Source organism: Chryseobacterium ginsenosidimutans, assembly GCF_024807225.1.
GTDB classification, from domain to species: Bacteria; Bacteroidota; Bacteroidia; order Flavobacteriales; family Weeksellaceae; genus Chryseobacterium; species Chryseobacterium ginsenosidimutans.
This window is the reverse complement of the sequence record NZ_JANUCO010000001.1, coordinates 3,892,967-3,911,902: the sequence shown is the minus strand read 5'-3', so window position 1 is coordinate 3,911,902 and position 18,936 is coordinate 3,892,967. Positions and strand designations below refer to the sequence as shown.

Annotated in this window: 15 protein-coding genes and 1 pseudogene; 9 read left to right on the top strand and 7 right to left on the bottom strand. The window is 31.6% G+C overall.

All coding sequences use genetic code 11. The features are described 5' to 3' along the window. The first annotated feature begins 433 nt into the window (after positions 1 to 433). Positions 434 to 817 carry a DUF779 domain-containing protein gene (locus tag J3D55_RS18245; protein WP_259132898.1) on the top strand — a complete coding sequence of 128 codons (384 nt, stop codon included), beginning with the start codon at positions 434 to 436 and terminating at the stop codon, positions 815 to 817. 168 nt (positions 818 to 985) lie between these two features. Here the strand turns inward: J3D55_RS18245 and J3D55_RS18240 are convergent, their stop codons facing one another. After that, positions 986 to 2,185: a dicarboxylate/amino acid:cation symporter gene (locus J3D55_RS18240; protein WP_259132897.1), complete on the bottom strand. Its 1,200-nt coding sequence runs from the start codon at positions 2,183 to 2,185 to the stop codon at positions 986 to 988. A 93-nt stretch (positions 2,186 to 2,278) separates the two neighbouring features. Here J3D55_RS18240 and J3D55_RS18235 point away from each other — a divergent pair, with 93 nt between their 5' ends. From J3D55_RS18235 to J3D55_RS18225, 3 genes are all read left to right on the top strand, one after another. After that, complete coding sequence (locus J3D55_RS18235; RefSeq protein ID WP_259132896.1) at positions 2,279 to 3,196, top strand: DnaJ C-terminal domain-containing protein; 918 nt, start codon at positions 2,279 to 2,281, stop codon at positions 3,194 to 3,196. A gap of 3 nt (positions 3,197 to 3,199) precedes the next feature. After that, a complete protein-coding gene (locus J3D55_RS18230; RefSeq protein WP_259132895.1) occupies positions 3,200 to 3,502 on the top strand; it encodes a chaperone modulator CbpM in 303 nt (100 codons plus the stop codon). A gap of 125 nt (positions 3,503 to 3,627) precedes the next feature. Further along, positions 3,628 to 4,155 carry a YcxB family protein gene (locus J3D55_RS18225; RefSeq protein ID WP_259132894.1) on the top strand — a complete coding sequence of 176 codons (528 nt, stop codon included), beginning with the start codon at positions 3,628 to 3,630 and terminating at the stop codon, positions 4,153 to 4,155. Positions 4,156 to 4,209: 54 nt separating this feature from the next. Here J3D55_RS18225 and J3D55_RS18220 read toward each other — a convergent pair. From J3D55_RS18220 to J3D55_RS18210, 3 genes and pseudogenes are all read right to left on the bottom strand, one after another. Next, positions 4,210 to 5,194: pseudogene (locus J3D55_RS18220) on the bottom strand (PLP-dependent cysteine synthase family protein). Between the two features lie 478 nt (positions 5,195 to 5,672). Further along, positions 5,673 to 6,608 (bottom strand): IS110 family RNA-guided transposase, encoded by a 936-nt coding sequence (locus tag J3D55_RS18215; protein ID WP_259135132.1) that lies wholly within the window; start codon positions 6,606 to 6,608, stop codon positions 5,673 to 5,675. A 318-nt stretch (positions 6,609 to 6,926) separates the two neighbouring features. Further along, positions 6,927 to 8,156 (bottom strand): ABC transporter permease, encoded by a 1,230-nt coding sequence (locus J3D55_RS18210; RefSeq protein ID WP_259132893.1) that lies wholly within the window; start codon positions 8,154 to 8,156, stop codon positions 6,927 to 6,929. A 4-nt stretch (positions 8,157 to 8,160) separates the two neighbouring features. Here J3D55_RS18210 and J3D55_RS18205 point away from each other — a divergent pair, with 4 nt between their 5' ends. Then, positions 8,161 to 9,372, top strand: a complete 1,212-nt coding sequence (locus J3D55_RS18205; RefSeq protein ID WP_259132892.1) for an exo-beta-N-acetylmuramidase NamZ family protein — start codon at positions 8,161 to 8,163, stop codon at positions 9,370 to 9,372. 59 nt (positions 9,373 to 9,431) lie between these two features. On the opposite strand, the gene J3D55_RS18200 is transcribed toward J3D55_RS18205, so the two are convergent. The 3 genes from J3D55_RS18200 to J3D55_RS18190 are packed head-to-tail and all read right to left on the bottom strand — an operon-like array spanning position 9,432 to position 11,454. Further along, positions 9,432 to 9,638 (bottom strand): hypothetical protein, encoded by a 207-nt coding sequence (locus J3D55_RS18200; RefSeq protein WP_259132891.1) that lies wholly within the window; start codon positions 9,636 to 9,638, stop codon positions 9,432 to 9,434. Positions 9,639 to 9,642: 4 nt separating this feature from the next. Continuing rightward, positions 9,643 to 10,275 carry a DUF3575 domain-containing protein gene (locus J3D55_RS18195; protein WP_259132890.1) on the bottom strand — a complete coding sequence of 211 codons (633 nt, stop codon included), beginning with the start codon at positions 10,273 to 10,275 and terminating at the stop codon, positions 9,643 to 9,645. Between the two features lie 3 nt (positions 10,276 to 10,278). After that, a complete protein-coding gene (locus J3D55_RS18190; protein WP_259132889.1) occupies positions 10,279 to 11,454 on the bottom strand; it encodes a thioredoxin family protein in 1,176 nt (391 codons plus the stop codon). Positions 11,455 to 11,812: 358 nt separating this feature from the next. Here J3D55_RS18190 and J3D55_RS18185 point away from each other — a divergent pair, with 358 nt between their 5' ends. The 4 genes from J3D55_RS18185 (at position 11,813) to J3D55_RS18170 (ending at position 18,809) form a co-directional block, all read left to right on the top strand. Next, positions 11,813 to 12,862 carry a hypothetical protein gene (locus J3D55_RS18185; protein ID WP_259132888.1) on the top strand — a complete coding sequence of 350 codons (1,050 nt, stop codon included), beginning with the start codon at positions 11,813 to 11,815 and terminating at the stop codon, positions 12,860 to 12,862. Positions 12,863 to 12,960: 98 nt separating this feature from the next. Then, positions 12,961 to 13,278 (top strand): helix-turn-helix transcriptional regulator, encoded by a 318-nt coding sequence (locus tag J3D55_RS18180; RefSeq protein WP_259132887.1) that lies wholly within the window; start codon positions 12,961 to 12,963, stop codon positions 13,276 to 13,278. Between the two features lie 126 nt (positions 13,279 to 13,404). Next, positions 13,405 to 14,652: a BT4734/BF3469 family protein gene (locus J3D55_RS18175; RefSeq protein WP_259132886.1), complete on the top strand. Its 1,248-nt coding sequence runs from the start codon at positions 13,405 to 13,407 to the stop codon at positions 14,650 to 14,652. Positions 14,653 to 15,002: 350 nt separating this feature from the next. Continuing rightward, positions 15,003 to 18,809 (top strand): TOTE conflict system archaeo-eukaryotic primase domain-containing protein, encoded by a 3,807-nt coding sequence (locus tag J3D55_RS18170; RefSeq protein ID WP_259132885.1) that lies wholly within the window; start codon positions 15,003 to 15,005, stop codon positions 18,807 to 18,809. The last annotated feature ends 127 nt before the right edge of the window (positions 18,810 to 18,936 follow it).

Here is an 18,936-nt window from a genome sequence, read left to right as displayed (position 1 = left end):
CAGCTTTGGCCGGGGCAAAACGGTCGGGCTATGCAGGGCTACACTTCGTTTCGGTACTCCGCTGCGCTCCGTACCGGCTCCTTCGTCGCCGCCCTTTCTATCCCTCACGCAAGTACAGCGTACAACCTGTCAGGGAAAAATAAATTGACGGTAGATTGAAACCAAATACTACTGATGCAGATTAAATAATAGTAAATTTTTATAGTCCGGCAGAAAATTACTTGCCGGACTTTTTCTAACTTTAATCAAGCGAAAGATAAAACAGCGAATCTTTTTAGAAAGTCTATTTGTCATTCTGACGAAGGAAGAATCTTTACGCAAATGATAAACAGGTTAAAATTTTATCGCAGATAAAATCCTTGCGCCTTAAAAATAATTCAAGTTAAAAAAAACTTCGCGCCTTTGCGACAAACCAACAAGAAACCAACAGAAAATGGAAACAAAAATAGCAAGACTTTCAGCCACAGAAAAAGCTTTAGAAGTAATCTGGGAGTTAGAAAAAAAATACGGTGACCTCATGTTCTACCAAGCGGGAGGTTGCTGCGAAGGAACACAGCCACAATGTTTCGAAAAAGGAGGATTTTACCCAAGAATGAACGATGCCATGATCGGAACCATCAACAAGCATGAATTCTGGATCGACCGCGATTTATTCGAATACTGGCAATATTCACATTTCACATTAGATGTTGTCGACGGTTTCGGACCGGGCGGATTTTCTCTGGAAACACCGTTGGGAAAAACCTTTAAAGTAGACTACAAACTTTTCACAACCGAAGAATATGGAAATTTAGAACCTGTAAAACGCAGCGAATAAAATTTTAAAATATTTATAAAAATCTGCTCAATCAGCAAAATCTGCGAGAAAAATAAATCTGTAAAAATTAATGAAAAGAATCTCCCACAGATTTCACAGATGTTTGTGGTTAAATTATTTGTGGAAATTAGTGAAAAATATTAGTGGAATTTGTGTTTAAACAAAAAATCAAGTCTTCACAAACCGATTCACAAACATCGAAGCTACCAATTGCCCGACTGCATTCAAAACAGTAGCCAAAGGATCAACCAGAGTTCCGATAATCATCACGGCAGGAATCGCTTCTTGCGGTAATTTATATACAGAAATCATCAGCATTTCACCAATATATCCACCATTTGGAATTCCGCCTGCGACGATACTCACAAAAACGGTAATTCCCAATGCTAAAAGTAAATTCATGGGATCAAAAAAGTCTCTTCCGATAATTAAAAAAGCTACATAAATTTTAATAATAGAAGACATCGACGAACCATTTTTATGCAAAGTCGTCCCAATCGGAATTACAATATTTGAAATAGAACTTGGAATACCAATTTTCGATGCAGCCTGTAAATTCGCGGGCATTGTAGCAAAACTACTACAAGTACTCAAAGCTGTAAGAGTTGGATAAATGGCGTTCTTCCAAAAACTTTTTACCCCATTTTGTCCGTTGGCTATGAAAGCATAAAATGAAAAGAATACAATGAAATAGATAATTCCGGCAATATAATAAAGTCCTAAAGGTTTAGCATAAAATCCGAAAAGCTGAGGTCCTAAAGTCGCTACCTGAAACGCAAAATAAGCTCCCAAACCAATCGGTGCAATTTTCATGATTAATAAAAGCAATTCTTTCATCACTTCATATCCTGAAGCGATAAATGCTCTGAAAGCTTGTCCTTTTTCTCCTGCTTTTCTGGCTGAAAATCCCGTCATAAAAGAAAAAATCAGCAGAGCCAACATATTTTGTCTTGAGAAAAGCTGGGTAAATTCTCCAACCGTGAAAAATCCTACAATTCTATTGCCCCAACTCTCATTATCAGCTGTTGCGTCAACAATTTCCTTACTTCCAGAAACTCCTGAAACCGGAAACAGATAAACTGCACAAATGGTAAAAATAGCTGCCGTTAAAATGAAAAATAGGAAAGTAAAAGCCATTGTTACCATGATTTTTCCAAACTTCGATTGTTGTTCCAATGAAGCAATAGAATTGGAAACTGCGAAAAATACCAACGGAACGACACTTACAAAAAGAAGATTCAGGAAAATATCTCCTAATGGTTTCAGATAATCCACAATATTTGGCGCAACAATTCCGATGACGCTTCCGACAGTGATTCCCAATAATAAAAGTAAGATTCCCGAGTAGTTTTTCAACACTTCTTTCATGCGTGCTTTTTAACCAAAGATAGCTTAATTTTTAACATTCCGTTATATAAATTTCAGTCATAAAATTCATAAATTTGAGTAAATATCGTTTCTATGGCTTATATAGATTACTATAAAATTTTAGGCGTAGACAAAAGCGCAACACAGGAAGACATTAAAAAAGCTTACCGAAAATCGGCGAGAAAATTGCATCCGGATCTTAATCCTGATGATAAGGAAGCGGAAGCAAAATTCAAAGAGCTTAACGAAGCCAATGAAGTTTTGAGCAATCCCGAAAACCGTGCAAAGTATGATAAATACGGAGAAAACTGGAAGCATGGCGAAGAATACGAAAAAGCGCAGCAACAGCAAAGACAATATCAAGGTCAGGGAGGAAATTTCGGAGGCGGATTTTACGGTGCTGATTTTGGGGAAGGGGAAGATTTTTCAGATTTTTTCCAGAACATGTTTGGTGGAGCAGGAGGTGGTTTCGGTAAAAGCTCAAGAGGAAGTGCTTCTGGGAAATTTAAGGGACAGGACGTTAATGCAGAATTAAATTTAAGTTTAAAAGAAGCATCAACAACTCACCCGCAAACTTTTGATATTAATGGTAAAAAAGTCAGAATTACAATTCCGGCAGGAGTTTATGACGGACAGCAAATTAAGTTAAAAGGTCACGGAAATCCCGGTTTTAATGGTGGTCCGAATGGAGATTTGTACATTACTTTCAATATTCCGGTTGATCCGAATTTTGAAAGAATGGGTGATGATTTAAAAACGAAAGTTCCGATTGATTTGTACACAGCAGTTTTAGGCGGAGATGTAAAAGTAAATACATTAGACGGAAGTGTAAGTCTTAAAGTAAAGCCCGAAACCCAGAGTGGAACAACCGTACGATTGAAAGGAAAAGGTTTTCCGATTTACAAAAAAGACGGACAGTTTGGTGATTTATTCGTGACTTATGACGTGAAATTACCGACAAACTTGACTGAAAAGCAGAAAGAACTTTTTGAACAACTTAAAAATTCCTAAGCCATGAGTGAAAAAATATCGCGAGAAGAGCTCGTAAAAATATATAAGATTGAGATTACTTTTTTTGATGAATTGGTAGATTCAGGATTGCTGAATATTCAGACTGAAGATGAAATCCGCTATCTGATGTATGAAGATTTACCAATATTTGAAAGGTTTACAAACTGGCATTACGACCTGGAAATCAATCTTCCAGGTTTGGAAGTTATCCACGAGATGCTGAAAAAAATGGAAGATCTAAAACAGAAAAATCGTGAATTGATGGGTAAGCTTTCTGCAATTAGTGATAAATATGAGGATGGGTGATTTTGTTGATAGTTTGTTGGTTGGGAATTCTGAAAAAATTTAATTAGGATAGGATGAAATCCTATTGAATATAGATGTTAATTTCTAAAATTTTCATTTAGCTTTGCAGACAGAAATTACTAATTATGAGTGAAGAAAAGGTTATTGTTTTACAGCCTAAAAGAAAGGATTTCGAGGAAATATATTTTAGCGGGAATCAGGGGAATTTATTTTTCTCATCGACGACGAGAGGAAAAACAATTACGACGATTGTTGTTGGATTAATTTTGCTGATTCTGTTTTTCTTTAAAGACGATTTTACCAAAGAAAAATTTGGGATTTTCTATTTTGTGAGTTTTCTGTTTTTGCTTTGTGCTGTTTTTCTTTCCGTAAGTATCAACAAAGTTTCACGATGGAAAAAACAGGTTAACAGCTATTTAATAAAACTTGAAAACTGCAAAATCTACGAAATTACATTTGACAATAATTTCTTCACCGTAAATATTGACGGCGAAAAAGAAACCAGCGAATGGAAAGATTTTAAATATTTCGACGACACCGAAAAATACATGGCTCTTGAAGGAAAATACACCTACATGTTTCCGAAGAAATCGATGAGCGAGAAAGATTATAGCTTTTTAAAACAGATTGTAAAGAAGAATATCAAAGAATAAAACAAAAAACTCAGAGCAATCACTCTGAGTTTTATTTTTATAATGAAAAGCTGATTAATCCAACCAACCCATTTCTTTCATCCATTCATCATTGTAGATCTTTCCGACGTATCTTGAACCGTGATCGTGCAGAAGTACCACAATAATATCATCTTTCGTAAACTGATCTTTCATCTGAATCAAAGAAGCAATCGCACTTCCTGCAGAATATCCGCAGAAAATACCTTCTTCTTTTGCCAGTTTTCTTGCATAAACAGCACCGTCTTTATCCGTTACTTTTTCAAAATGATCGATGACAGACATGTCATAGTTTTCCGGAAGAATATCTTCACCAATACCTTCTGTGATATAAGTATATGCATTTCCTAAATGAATTTCTCCCGTTTCGTGAATCTCTTTTAAGATAGAAACCATACGTATCAACACCAATTACTTTGATATCAGGATTTTTCTCTTTAAAGAAAGTTCCGCAACCTGTAATCGTACCTCCCGTTCCGGCTCCAGCCACAAAATGAGTCAGTTTTCCGTCTGTTTGTTCCCAGATTTCAGGAGCTGTAGACTCGTAATGAGCCGCTCTGTTTGATAAATTATCATATTGATTTACGTACCATCCGTTTTCCGTTTCCTTCGCCAATCTTTTTGAAACTGAGTAGTAAGAACGCGGATCTGTAGGTTTTACATCTGTCGGGCAAACGATTACTTCAGCTCCAACGGCACGAAGAATATCGCATTTTTCTTTCGACTGTTTAGCATTCGTTACAAAAATACATTTGTAACCTTTAATGATCGCTGCAAGAGCCAATCCCATTCCTGTATTTCCGGAAGTTCCTTCGATGATCGTTCCTCCGGGTTTTAATCTTCCGTCTTTTTCTGCGTCTTCAATCATTTTAACAGCCATTCTGTCTTTCACAGAATTTCCTGGATTGAAGGTTTCAACCTTTGCCAAAACCAATGCCGGAAAATCTTCACCTAAAACTTTGTTAAGCTTTACCAATGGTGTATTTCCGATGGTTTCAAGGATGTTTTGTGCGTATTTCATAAATGTTTTTTATATGCCGTGCAAAGATACAGCTTTCAAATAACTAACAATTATGATTTGAAGATTATTAGCAAATCACTTTTTCCGCATCTAATTTGTCATTCAGAACGAAGCGAAAGCGGAGTGAAGAATCTACCATATCATTTACAATTCATCATTTTCTCATGAGCTATTTCCCGCTTTCCGCACTCGCTATTTTGATGATGTATCGGCGCGGCGGCTTTGCCGCCGCGCCGATACATCATCAAAATGAGCTCAAACAAAGCTACAATCGGGGCTAGGATTTTTGGTTTCCTCAGAACATTTGTCATTGCGAGAAGCGTAGCAAGCTTGTACTGAGGTTGTTGAAGTGAAGCAATCTCAAAATCTATAATAATTCACACCAAAACAGCCCGTTTGTCATTCCGTAGGAATCTCAACATCGTAAAAAACTTTGCTTAGATTCCTACGGAATGATCTGTGTTAATATGCAAGTTATTTAGCAGAAATCTGTCTGATATTTTTCTTTGCTTTTTCCAATGGCAAATATCTGTTTTATCAGTTTGTTGGCGATGGCTATTTTTATAACACGCTCGGGTTTGCCTTTTGCTTTTAGACGTTCATACATTTCCTTACATTTGGCATTCCATCTTTTTGCACTCCAACTACATAAATAAAGCAGTTTTCTGATTTGAGCATTACCCATTTTGCAGATATGGCCTCTTCCTTTTACGCTTGTTCCGCTTTGATAGATCCTGGGACTGAATCCCACAAAGGCAATCAGCTGCTTGTAATGTTCGAATTTCTCAAAATTGTCTGTAATCAGACACATCATCATCGCTGTTTGTTTTCCTACTCCCGGAATAGTCTGTAGATTTTCCATCGTTTCAGAATATTCCTCCATCGAGAGTCTGTCCATTTCCTTCTCCAGTTTTAATATCTTATTTTCCAAATATTTGATGGAATTATTGATCTCCATTCTCAAAAATTTGTCCAAAAATCCACTAGAACCAAAGGCTTCCAACTGTCTTTGATTCTGATGAACCTGTTTTATGAGCATTTCTTTCCGACTATACAATTGGCGGAGTTTATTGGCGTTTTCACTCGCCGGATTCCACTTCCTCAATTCATATTTTTCTGCATATTCCGCAATGGTCTGGGCATCTTTCTTGTCCGTTTTTGCCCGATAAAGATTGGTCTGGGAAAATCGCTTGATCACCAAAGGATTCATCACAGATATCTGCATTCCCATTTTGGATAAAAACTCTGCCAAAGGAAGATAGTAACTTCCCGAAGCTTCCATTACAACCCAGTCTTCCGGCTTTATAAGTTTTAATAATTTCTTAAATCCTGAAACATTGTTCTCAAAAACGTAATGCTTCCAGATTTTATTTTCTAAAAAACCCACATCAAATGTTTGTTTACTAATGTCAATTCCTATAAATTTACACGTACAATATTTTTTACCGAGAAGAAATACTACATTAGCTTATCTATCCTGAATGCAGGCTTTATAACCTAATGATCTGTTCAAGCTTTTGTAGCAAAGGGTAAAGGAACTTACATTCCGTTCTGTCTGTGAGACTAATGACAATTTGTAGCTTTTTTCTTTACCCTAACTTCTCTTTGTTTATTCATTAAAGTTATTACTTTGCAAACATAGGATGACAAACTCGGTGGATATTTGATTTGTTGAAATTATTTGTAAAACTGTAGGATTTTCAATCAACCATCAACCATTCCCAATCAACTATTAATTGTATTTAATCGCCTTCACCGGAGAAATCTTACTGATCAGATAACTTGGAACAATCAAAGCCAATCCGGAAATAAATAAAATTCCGACAGAAATAGAAATAATCACAATAGGATTCAGGTCTACAGGAACCGTACTTACATAATAATTTTCAGGATTTAATTTAATGACTCCAAAAAACTTCTGAATTAAAATCAAGCCAAGACCAATTGCATTTCCATATAAAAGTCCGGGAATCATGATAATCAAAGTATAATTAATGAAAGTCGCTCTGATCTGGGAATTACTTGCTCCCAAAGTTTTCAATAAACCGATAGAATTTGTTCTCTCAATAATCAAAATCAAAAGAACCATGATGATATTGATGACAACGACGATCAACATAATAATGATAATCAGTGCAATATTAGTATCAAAAATACTGATCCAATCGGTAATTTGAGGAAATTTTTCTGTTGCTTTTTCTGCGTAATTTTTGTAGCCGATCAGTTTTTCGATTTCAGGAAAATCACTGTCGATATCATTTACATCTTTCAGGAAAATATCAATTCCGCCGATTTCATCAGGTTTCATATCCTGAATTTTTCTCACATGATTAATATCTCCGATAACGAATTGATCGTCAATCATTTTGATGTCGGTCTTGTAAATACCTACAACTTCGAATTTTCTGTAAATCGGTTGTTGATCGGTTTTAGAAAATACAGTAACAATGCTGTCTTTTACCTTTAAATGAAGGTCATTGGCAATTTTTTGAGAAATAGTAACGCCATTATTGTAGCCTTTTTCTGCTATTTTTGGCGTAGTTCCTGCGATAAGAAATTTTTGAAATCTCAGACTGTCAAAATCTTTTCCGACTCCTTTAAAAATAATTCCGGCAAAATTATGTTCGTTACGCATAATTCCTGTCACCATCGCATATTTCTGCACCGTTTCCACATCCGGAATTTCCCGTATTTTTTTTACACTCAATCCCTGATTATCGAGAACGGAAGTATTATATGAGGAATTTGACCTTGTAGATTTTACGGTAATATGCCCGCTGAAATCTGCCAGTCTTTCTTTAATAGCCTTTTTGGAACCGAATCCGGTGGAAACGGTAATCAAAGAAACAATAATTCCCAGCGCAACGGAAAGTCTGCCGATGAAGATGATAACTCTTGAAAGGTTATTTTTGTTATCTTTGGAAAACGCTATTTTTCTAGAGAAATATAAAGGAAATTTCAAACGTATGAATTTAGATTTCAAAATTAAATATTTACTTCTTATTTGCCTAATTTTTTTAGGAGTATTCAATCAATATTATTCTCAAACTCAAGATAAAGCCGATTTTAAAACCGGTGCGGATCAACCTGAGTTGTATTTGCCTTTATTAAAAGGAAAAACAATCGGTGTTGTGACGAATCAAACAGGTTTGATGAGCGACCGAACTCACGTTGTAGACTTTTTGGTAAAAAACGGAATTAAAATTAAGTCCATTTTTGCACCCGAACATGGTTTCAGAGGTGATGCCGATGCGGGTGAAAAAGTAAAAAACGGAGTAGACGTAAAAACCGGAATCCCCATTGTTTCTTTATATGCAAATAATAAAAAGCCGAAACCTGAGCAATTAAAAGGTATTGATATCGTAGTTTTTGATATTCAGGATGTTGGAGTGAGATTTTATACTTACATCTCAACTTTAACCTATTTAATGGAAGCTGGAGCAGAAAATAATGTTCAGATCATGGTTTTAGACCGACCAAATCCACATGACGGTTATACAGATGGTCCTGTTTTGAGAAAAAAATGGACAAGCTTTGTCGGAATGCACGAAGTTCCTGTTGTTTATGGTTTAACAATCGGAGAGTACGGGAAAATGGTGAACGGAGAAAAATGGCTTCAGAATGGAGTTCAGGCGAAATATACTTTAATTCAGATGAAGAATTATCATAAAAAATTACGTTACCCGATTTTAGATAAACCTTCACCGAATTTGCCGAACGATAAATCGATTAATCTCTATCCAAGTTTATGTTTCTTTGAAGGAACGCAAGTTTCAGTGGGAAGAGGAACAGATTTACCTTTCCAGATTTATGGTTCGCCGTGGACAGCGAGTTTGCCTTATCAATTTACACCAAAGCCGAATTTCGGGGCAAAAGATCCATTTTTAAACGGAAAATTATGCTACGGTGAAAACCTTTCAAATTATAAGAAAGATTTAAGAGAATTAAATCTTGAGTGGGTAATTAGAGCCTATAAAAATTATAACAACCCAGAATTGAATTTTTTCCTGAAAGCTGCAGCGGGTAAAAATCTTTGGTTTGATACATTAGCTGGAACCGATGAATTAAGAAAACAGATTATCGCCGGAAAATCAGCATCAGAAATAAAAGAATCCTGGAAATCGGATTTAAATAAATTTGAGAAGATAAGACGTAAATATATAGTTTACGAAAACTAATAAAAAAAGTCAATTGTAGAATTTACAATTGACTTTTTTATTTTATTTAAAATTTAAATTTAATCAAAATTCTGCGGCGGAGTTTTATCATTCTTTCCTTTATTCAAAATAAAAAGACCTACTGATAATCCGATAACTCCTGCACCTGCAGTCATTAAAGCTCTTTCTAATTTATCAGCCTGATCATTTCCAAGATAATTCATTAAAAATAGAATGACAAAAGTAATGGCACAGATGATAAGATGGTTTTTCCCGAATAGTTTCATTGAATTATTTTAGTTTATAAGAAATCATGACACCGCCTCTGTAAGGAAGAATTTCTCCACTTTTATTGTACCCTTTCGGGTTCTCATAGCGCTCTCCTGTTGAACGAATGTATCCTTTATAAAAGTCTTGGGAACTTCCGATACCTGCATAAATATCAACATTCCATCGGTCTGCAATTTTAAACTGGTAACCTCCTGTAACACCTAATATTAAGGAGTATCCCTTTTGATAAACATCCGAATTTTTAAGAGTTATTCCTGTATTTTCATCAATAAGGAGATTATCATTCCAATAATTCCATTTTTGTGCAATGAAACGAGATCCTGCAATGTTGGCTCCAATATACCAATGTTTAAAAGCTTCATTAAAATAATATCTGCCTTCTAGAGAGACGGAATAATATTGCAGCTCATGTCCCGAAAAAGATTTCCAAGGAGAAATAAGAACGTCACCTTGCACCGTAATTTTCTTACTTAATTGATGTTCTAATCCTACATTTACCACTCCGATGGGAATAAATAAGGCATTTCCTTTTATATAAACACTTTTTTCAGTATTCTGTTCTTGTTCCTGAGCACTTAAATTTCCTAATAAGAATAAAGTTAGGAATCCTGTAATAAGTTTAGTTTTCGACATTTGTTATTTGATTTGTTTTAATAACTCATCTGCTAAAGTAGAATCTTTTTGAGCCTGAGTAGCCATATTTTTCGACATTTCTGCGTATGTTTTTGCCATATCTTTATTTCCTGTTAAGAAATAAAGTTTAGCTAAAATGTATGTGTTTTCGGATGTTTCACCTCTCATTACAGATTTTTCTGCCCATTCTGCTGCTTTTTTTAATGAAGAAACAGTTTTTACATGTTCAGAAAATATCCATGCGGTTTTTAATAATTCATTCGGCTCAAAAGCTTCTGAATTTTTATAATATACCAAAGCTGCTTTTTCGTATTCGGGGAAATTAGCGTTTTGTGCATAATAGCTTAATTTCGTCTGATTAAGTTTTACTTCCGCATCATGTTTCCCTACCAACGGTTCGGCAGTTTTCATGAAATAATCGTCGTTGATTCTTTTGTTTTGCTCATCAATAGACTGCTCAACAATTTTCCCCAATTTTATCTGATTGTCAAATTCTTTATAGGTCTCTTCCGGTAAAAACTTAATGATTTCCGCTTTTCTTTCAGTAAAAATTTTGTAATTTTTATCTTCAGTGGATTTTACGAAAAATAATAAAAGTCCGACATCATCTTTTGTAAATTCTTCTGTTTTTTTCTTGTTTTCAAAATATCTTTCGGAAGCTTTTTTAGCGAAATCAAAATCTGAAGAAGAATTTAATTTCATAATGTTGATCAAAAATTCCGAATCTTTTTCACCATTGGCAAAACGTTCTTTCAAAGAACCTTTTTTATTATTCGGAGAGTTTACATCTTGTGCCATTGAAACGAAAAGACTTCCATCCATATACCCGTAGTTTTGAGAAACAAGCTCACCGTCTCCATTTAGGAAAAGATAAGTAGGGTAGGAACGTACGCCGAATTTGGATGCAATTTCTCTTCCTTCGCCTTTTTCCATATCGAATCTTGCATTCACGAAATTGGCATTAAAATAATCTCCGACAGCTTTTTGGGTAAAAGTATTTTTCTCCATCATTTTGCAGGGACCGCACCATGAAGTATAAGCGTCGATGAAAAGTATTTTGTTTTCTTTCTTCGCTTTCGCCACAAGGTCTTTAAAAGGCAGATCCTGAAACTGAACAGCCTCCTGAGCAAATGCAATAACGGTAGAAAATAGAAATAATCCAGAGATAATCTTCTTCATTTTTTCAAATAAAATTAAAAAAGCGAATATACTTATTTTCGACGTAAATGAAGGAGGATTCGTATTGTATTAACTAGGATTTAACAAATATGTTCTCGCAAGTGAATGGGTAAAAACAAAAAAGTCATCCCGATTGAGATGACTTTAAGTGGTTTCTCCAGGAATATCCCTTTATTCTGATTTTCAATGATTTAAAACTTTATTTACTTGTGGGAGGGACAAAGAAGAGACAAAAAATAATAAATAAAATCTTTTTTACCGATATTTGTTTAACCCTGTTTAGTAAACTATGAAAGCAAAGATAAACAATTTTTACAATTTTCTTAATGAACTTCGATATAGGTTTCAAAATATTTTAATGTCAAATAATGAAAGTTTCGATGAAGATATTTCTCTTCTAGAATCAATCTATTCATTCAATAAAGAACAATTTCCATTTGATATTAAGACAGCATTTGAAGAGTTGTATACAGAAAATCCCGATAAAATGGAATTAATATTTTGGGATAAATTAAAAGAATCTTATTACAACTATAAGGAGTTTATAGAAGCGGATTATCAATATTTTCGAAGTGCAGATTTGCCTGAAAAATTTCAATTGCTATTTTATTATAGCAAAAATTTGTCATATAATTATTTTGCTTATGTTTCCCGTATCTATTATTGGTATTATGGCAGAAAAAATGAAAATCGAGACAATAAAGAACAAATTACGGCAGGCTTTTTAAGCGATTACAGTGAGCAAATTCCTGATTTATATAATGATAACACTATGCAGAAAATTCAAAATTATTTTTCATTTCAATTTGAAATGTTAGAAAATTACATAAAATACATTTATGCAAAAAATGATTTTCACCTTGAGGTATTTGAACTCCGAAATTCTGATAATAGTAGTATAAATAAGCAAATCGAAAAGTTAGCAGATGAATATTATTCAAAATTAGAAGTACTTGCAAACTACAAAGACAATATCACAAAATTAGCGATGAATATTAGATTTGATTATCCTGATTTCTTACTTAGTGAAAACATATCAGCCAAAAGAACTATAAATCAAGAGCCTATAAGATTTGTTCACCCAGAAAACGTTTTTAATTCTCTACTGCCACATATTCAAGAGGAATTTGGCGAATCGTTAAGAAGATTGATATTTGGAGAACAAACTAACGTAGACAAAGAAATTGAATTTAGAGGTAGCTCTACCAAACTTGTCTATTTTTTCAAACAGCTTCATGATATGAATCATTTAGTTGCAAATAGTAAAGAGAAAATTTCTGATTGGATAATTTCAAATTTTCAATTCTATGATGAAGAAGATTTTAAGAAATTTAAAAAAGCTACTATACAAAAGACTTTAATGAGAGAGTGTAAAGAGCCACGTACAAAAGTTGAGTATCTGATTTAATTATTTAATGTCCCTTTCTTGTCCCTATTTAAGTACAGGCATTGATTGAGGATAATCGGTTAGAGTATTTTTGTAGCATAATTTAAAATAACAAGATTATGCAAGAACAAAAACTCTTAGAGATTATCACTCAATTAGCGAGTGCCTTTCCGTTAGAAAACAAAACAGACGAAAAGTTGGATTTATTACTTTCAAAATTAGAAAGCAAAGACAAAGATTCTGCGGAATCAGAAAAATACGAACATCTTTTAATTTCTGAAGTCTGTGAGCTTACTAAAAAGAAGAGAACAACTATTTGGCTTTGGAACAAAAAAGGTTTGTTAACACCTGTTGGTAAATCTGGAAAAAGCCCTATTTACAGGAAAAGTGATGTTTTGAATTATATTTATAATTCTGAAAAAGAATCTACTGAGTAACTTTTTCAAGTAAAAATCACTTTCTAAACAGCGCTGTTTATCTCATATCAAAGTCTTATTTCCTAAAGGCTTTAAAAAATTAAATTTTATCAAACAAATATTAATCCGCAGTGGAAATCCCTTTGCATGGTTTTTCCTTTGCCTAAAATTAGAAATACTATGTTTTCAGTTATATCAAACGTAAAAAATCGAAATATTATCGGACAAATAAACTCCGTAGCCGAATTTGTCGAGTATCTTAAAGATGAAAAAAGAGAAGAGGTTCCTGAAATCTTAAAATTGCGAGAAATTAAAGACAAAAATAAAGAGTATCAGGCAATAAAAGTAACCTTGCCCTCAATATGCTTTAACTATACTTTCAAAAATAACTATGTCAATACAGATAATGCAGATGAATCTACGGGATATTTGTATTTTGACATAGATGGAGAAAAAGACTTTGACTACGATACAACCCATATTACAGCCTTATGGAAAAGTGTTGGAGGAAATGGTTTTGGGTTATTAGTAAAAGTAAGAAACCTTGTAAAAGAGAATTTCAAGGAAAGTTATGAGCATATAGTAGATATATTGGGTATCCCTTATGATAAATCATGCAATGACTGCAGTCGAGTTAATATTATTAGTTTTGATACAGAAGCATATTACAATGAAAATGCAAAAGAAATTGATTTATTGGAGTTTAACACTACTATTGTGCATCCAGTTAAAAAACTCCCCCATTTTAATAGTAATAAAAATAAAAACTTAGGTTACTCTCTCAATGGGGGTAATATTAGATTCAATAATTTATCTGACGTATTGGAAGAAAAAGATTTTGAATTTAATAAACAAGGATACTATGATTTTGGAAAAGAAAAAGTTGAGTATTGTAAATGTTTTGCCCCACGTAAAATTGTTCCTGAAGGATTAAGGAATCAGCGAGTAAGTTCTTATGCCTATTGTCTTATTTCAATAAATCCTGATGCTGGTTATACTAACTTTAAACGTTATCTACAAAAATACAATACGAAATGTTGTAATCCACCTCTTGAATGGGAAGAAATAGACCATATAGCTAATAAAATTTACAATTTAAGAGGAAATGTCAACCCAAGAAATAATGCTAAAAGAAGGGTTGTTTATGGTGCTGAAATTAATACAATAGACGAAAAGCGAAAAATTAATGGTAAGATTTTAGGAAATGAAAGGTCTGAAAATACCTTTAAAAGTTTAGTGGATTGTGTGTTGAGCTGGGATTATGAAAAGTACCCGAAAATCACTCAAAAAACGTTAAGAACAGTTTCGGGTAGGTGTAAAAATACGATTGAAAAATACTACCGTAGCGTTCTTAATACGGTCAAAAGATTAAAGGCTGGTAGCTTAAAAAAATGAAGTAGGAGAATGATTTTCTTCTACTTTATTGTGTTTAATTTTATAAATGACTAAATTTAAAATAAGCTATTTATAAGAATTTTTTCTTAGATATTTTATAATATTAAGTGCAGTGAAAATACTGAATGAATATTCATGTTTTTTATTTATTATTACAAAAAGATATAAGGAGAATTTATTTTTGAGTAGATTTCTAATATAACTCAAATGAAATAATTTTTAAAAACTCACAAATGAAAAATTTAAATCCTATTAAAAATATTTCAAATGGAATGAATCTCAATTTTACTTACAAATAATTAATAAAAATTAGGGAACTTTATATCTTTGGAGAAAGAAATAAGTAGTGTATGAATATTGATGATCTTTATAAAAAAATCTCAGATAAACTATTCAATATTTTTTATGTTGATTCTCATAAATATGGAATACAACAGGATAATGGTAGCTATAAATTAATTAAGCAAAAAATTTCACCAGTAACGGTTGAAGATATGCTGAAATATCAGAAAAGCTTACTAACATATCAAGAATTACATATTGTTGACAATGCTTTTATTAAATGGATATGTATTGATCTTGACATTATTAAATCAGAAATTGATACAAATGAAGTTAATATTGAAAATTTAACAGCTGTAAAAAAAACTACAGATCTATTATCCGATTATCTTGATAGCATAAATATTCCGCATTTGGTTGAATTTTCTGGGAGAAGAGGATTTCATATTTGGATCGTATTTGAAAGAAATATTACTAAAGAAGAAGGGTATAATCTTATTAACTATATTTATAAAAATACAAGAGATAAATTTGAGAAAAATATCACGGCTGATCTATTTCCTAAAACTCCATATGTAAACAAAAGATCTAAAGGTATAGGCTATGGTGTTAAACTTCCATTATCTCAGAATAAGGTCAGTAATAAATTATCTTTTTTTCTTGAAAAAAATGGATCTTTTGAATTTGAACAAGATAAATGGCTGAAAAGTCCTAATGTAGCCTTTCTTAAAAAACAGTTTGAAATATTATCAAATTTTAAACCCATCTCTTATAAGTTAGTTTCACAATATATTAATGAATATGCTGATACTTATAGGAATTCAATTTCATATATTAAAAATAAGAGAATAACTTCTCATTTAATAAATCAAATAGATTTAGATTCTTTGATAAATTCTCTAAAAAAATGTGATAACTTAAGGGGAATTCTTGATAATTACGAGCAGGGATTGAGTAATAAAGAAAGAAGTATTCTCGTTGGACTTTTAGGACAGCTTAAAACTAAAGATAATGATAATTTTGGAAGAGATCTATTGATAGAAATATTTTCTAAAATTAAAGATTTTAACGAAGAGATTACATTAAAAAAAATAAATACATTAAGGTATCTTAAGCCTATTAGTTGTAAAAGTTTAGGAAAATGTACAGCTTGTGAAAAATGTTCTATTGTTTCACCTATCGAATTAATAGAAGGCATTAAGTTTGAGAAACTACCTGATTACCATATTCAAAATATTGATGAATATGTTTTTGAGAAAATAAAAAAATCATTATATCAGTATTCTTTAAAAAACGATGAAGTACCCTTATTTAGTCAATTAAAAATTATACAAAATATAAGCTTTGAAAATATTAATGAATTTATTTCATGCATATATAATGGGAATTTTAGTTTTGAGAATAGAGAAGGTTTTAGTTTTGATAGAAATGAGATAACAAAAATAAGAAGACTATATAATATTGATCCTCTTGATAATTTTGTATCAATTTACTTCACATTTATCTTAAATTCAATTTTTTTCAGTGAAATTTCAGGTAATTCATATGGGTATGAATTTTCAAGTAGTTTCTATAAAAATAATATTTTTAATAATTGGTTTATAAACTGGGCAAAGTATACACGGAAAATTGAAACTATTCTTTTTAATTCTGAATATGAAGATTACTTCCTAATAAAACTTGATATAAAAAGCTTTTACGATAAAATTAATCTTAATAGATTAAAGATCAGGCTTTTCGAAGAAGCTCCTACATCAATTAAAGAAAAATTATCAGAATTATCAGAACAAGATATAATTAAGTATAAAAATATTTTAGATTATTTAATTGATTTGTCGAAGACTACAACAGGAGATGATTTAAAAGGATTGCCTCAAGGACCAGCTTATGCGAGATACTTAGCTGAACTTTATTTAATCGGATTAGACGGATTAATTGAAAATAGATTTATTCAGGATCAAAAACGAGAATATTATAATCGATTTGTAGATGATATATTCATATTTGTAGAATCGGAGGAAAGAGCAAATAATCTTTTTTCAAAAATTAAAGACTGGTTAGTAATTAATGATTTAGAATTTAATACTCAAAAGACAAAAATTATTAATGTTAAAAAATATGCTGAATCGGGTGAATACAATAAATTCAAAGACAATATTAAATACGATATAAACTTTGCTAACAAAAATAAATCTGTTTTACCAGAAAGTGATGTTCAAGAAGCATTATTTAAATTAGAAAACTTAACGGAAGAGTTCAAGTTTGGACTAAAAGATAATCTTCGATTTTTCTATAGTAATTTTAAAGATGATAAAAGATTAGATTTTCTAAAAAAAAGTTTAGCAAAAAAATTACCATTCACAAATGATGGTAGAGGTACTTTGTATTTTATTTTTTATAATAATCTTATTTCAAATTTTCCTGACGAATTTTGGAATTTAAAACAAGACGTAGCCAAAATACAGGGACTGTCATTGACTCACTTTCTTAATACAATTTTATTAAACGAAGATATCATAAATCATAATAAAGAAAATATTAATGATATTATCGAAAAGGTGCATTTAAGAAATGATCTTTCAGACGCAGATCAATTATTAGTAATTTCATCAGCATTAAAAACAAATAACCAAGTCAAACTAAACTTTTCAGAGAAAATTATGTATTCAGCAATCAGAGTTCCAGATTTTGAATTGTCAATTGAGAATTGGGACTTACAAAACCGAGCATTACAAGATAAAACAGAATCAATTTCTTTTTTAAAAGAACTTAATAGAATTATAAATGAAAATACTTATACGAAGGAATTCTTAAATGAACTTGCAACATATTCATTTAGTCGTTTCTCTTTATGGGAAGAAAAACAAGAAACATCATTTTTGAAAGATGAAAGCACTTTAAAGCTATATTATCAAGCATTGTGCTTTTTAACTCTTTTTGAAATATCACCTAAAAATGCAGTCATTATAGAGTCTTGGAGATTATTATTGAATAAATCTCAAGAGTTTGGAGATATATCAAATAAACATCATCAATTTTTATGGATCAGTAAATTAGAAAACTTTAAATACGAGGATTTTTCTAATAATATGTATACTTTAATTCTATCTGATAAATCAGGGACTGATCTTAGTGAAATTAGTTGTAAAAATGAATTTTTGAAACAATATAGAAATTTAGTTATTATGTTATTGTTTTCAAAAGATGAAATAAACCATTATTCTAGATTTAATGACGATATATTAGTAAAAATTAAAGAAGAATCTCTTTTCATAAAATGGATAAAAAAACCAGGAGCAAGTTTATATCCAGAGTTTGACGGTATTGGACTTAAAAATATAGGTCTCAATGGAATTATTGTTCTTAAAGACGCTGAAAAAGTATTTATTAAAGACATTAACTCTAGCATTAATTTTAAAAAGTATGGTTATCTTAATATAGAATTAGAGAATGGAAATACAGAAGAATTAGAATATTCTATACCCAATGAAAGGCTATCTTCAATATTGGAAGTTAAAGATTTGAAAGATTTTTTAATTAAAATAAGTGATTTAATAGAAATCCACAAGTCTTTTTCCAAAGATCACTCAACAAAATATCCTGTTTTTTACAAACCTTTTAATAGTTATAATTCATTACCTATTATTCCTTATTATTCTGATCAGAATGAAATTATAGATTATAATGGCAATGTGATTAAAATTGAAAAGTCAAGTTATTGGGAGACAATAAAAGAATTGATTAAAAATGTCGATAATAATGAAAATATTAAATTGTCACCAGAAGAATCAATATTTAACTTTAATATAACCGAACTTGATAAGAGATTTTTTCCTAAGTTAGGTTTCTTCAATAATTTCAAGAGAAGAAGATAAATTAAATTTTATCGAAGAGTTTAGAGAAAATATTAATTTAGAAAATTTTTCAATTTTTGAATATCAATATTCTTGGTCAAAAACTGTTTTTAAGCAATGTGAAAAATTAGGCACAGATGTTAGTAAT

Coding starts and splice junctions, on each gene's coding strand:
- J3D55_RS18205 (WP_259132892.1), top strand. CDS start 8,161: ATGAATTTAGATTTCAAAATTAAATATTTACTTCTTATTTGCCTAATT.
- J3D55_RS18245 (WP_259132898.1), top strand. CDS start 434: ATGGAAACAAAAATAGCAAGACTTTCAGCCACAGAAAAAGCTTTAGAA.
- J3D55_RS18185 (WP_259132888.1), top strand. CDS start 11,813: ATGTCAAATAATGAAAGTTTCGATGAAGATATTTCTCTTCTAGAATCA.
- J3D55_RS18175 (WP_259132886.1), top strand. CDS start 13,405: ATGGTTTTTCCTTTGCCTAAAATTAGAAATACTATGTTTTCAGTTATA.
- J3D55_RS18240 (WP_259132897.1), bottom strand. CDS start 2,185: ATGAAAGAAGTGTTGAAAAACTACTCGGGAATCTTACTTTTATTATTG.
- J3D55_RS18180 (WP_259132887.1), top strand. CDS start 12,961: ATGCAAGAACAAAAACTCTTAGAGATTATCACTCAATTAGCGAGTGCC.
- J3D55_RS18170 (WP_259132885.1), top strand. CDS start 15,003: ATGAATATTGATGATCTTTATAAAAAAATCTCAGATAAACTATTCAAT.
- J3D55_RS18235 (WP_259132896.1), top strand. CDS start 2,279: ATGGCTTATATAGATTACTATAAAATTTTAGGCGTAGACAAAAGCGCA.
- J3D55_RS18200 (WP_259132891.1), bottom strand. CDS start 9,638: ATGAAACTATTCGGGAAAAACCATCTTATCATCTGTGCCATTACTTTT.
- J3D55_RS18230 (WP_259132895.1), top strand. CDS start 3,200: ATGAGTGAAAAAATATCGCGAGAAGAGCTCGTAAAAATATATAAGATT.
- J3D55_RS18195 (WP_259132890.1), bottom strand. CDS start 10,275: ATGTCGAAAACTAAACTTATTACAGGATTCCTAACTTTATTCTTATTA.
- J3D55_RS18225 (WP_259132894.1), top strand. CDS start 3,628: ATGAGTGAAGAAAAGGTTATTGTTTTACAGCCTAAAAGAAAGGATTTC.
- J3D55_RS18190 (WP_259132889.1), bottom strand. CDS start 11,454: ATGAAGAAGATTATCTCTGGATTATTTCTATTTTCTACCGTTATTGCA.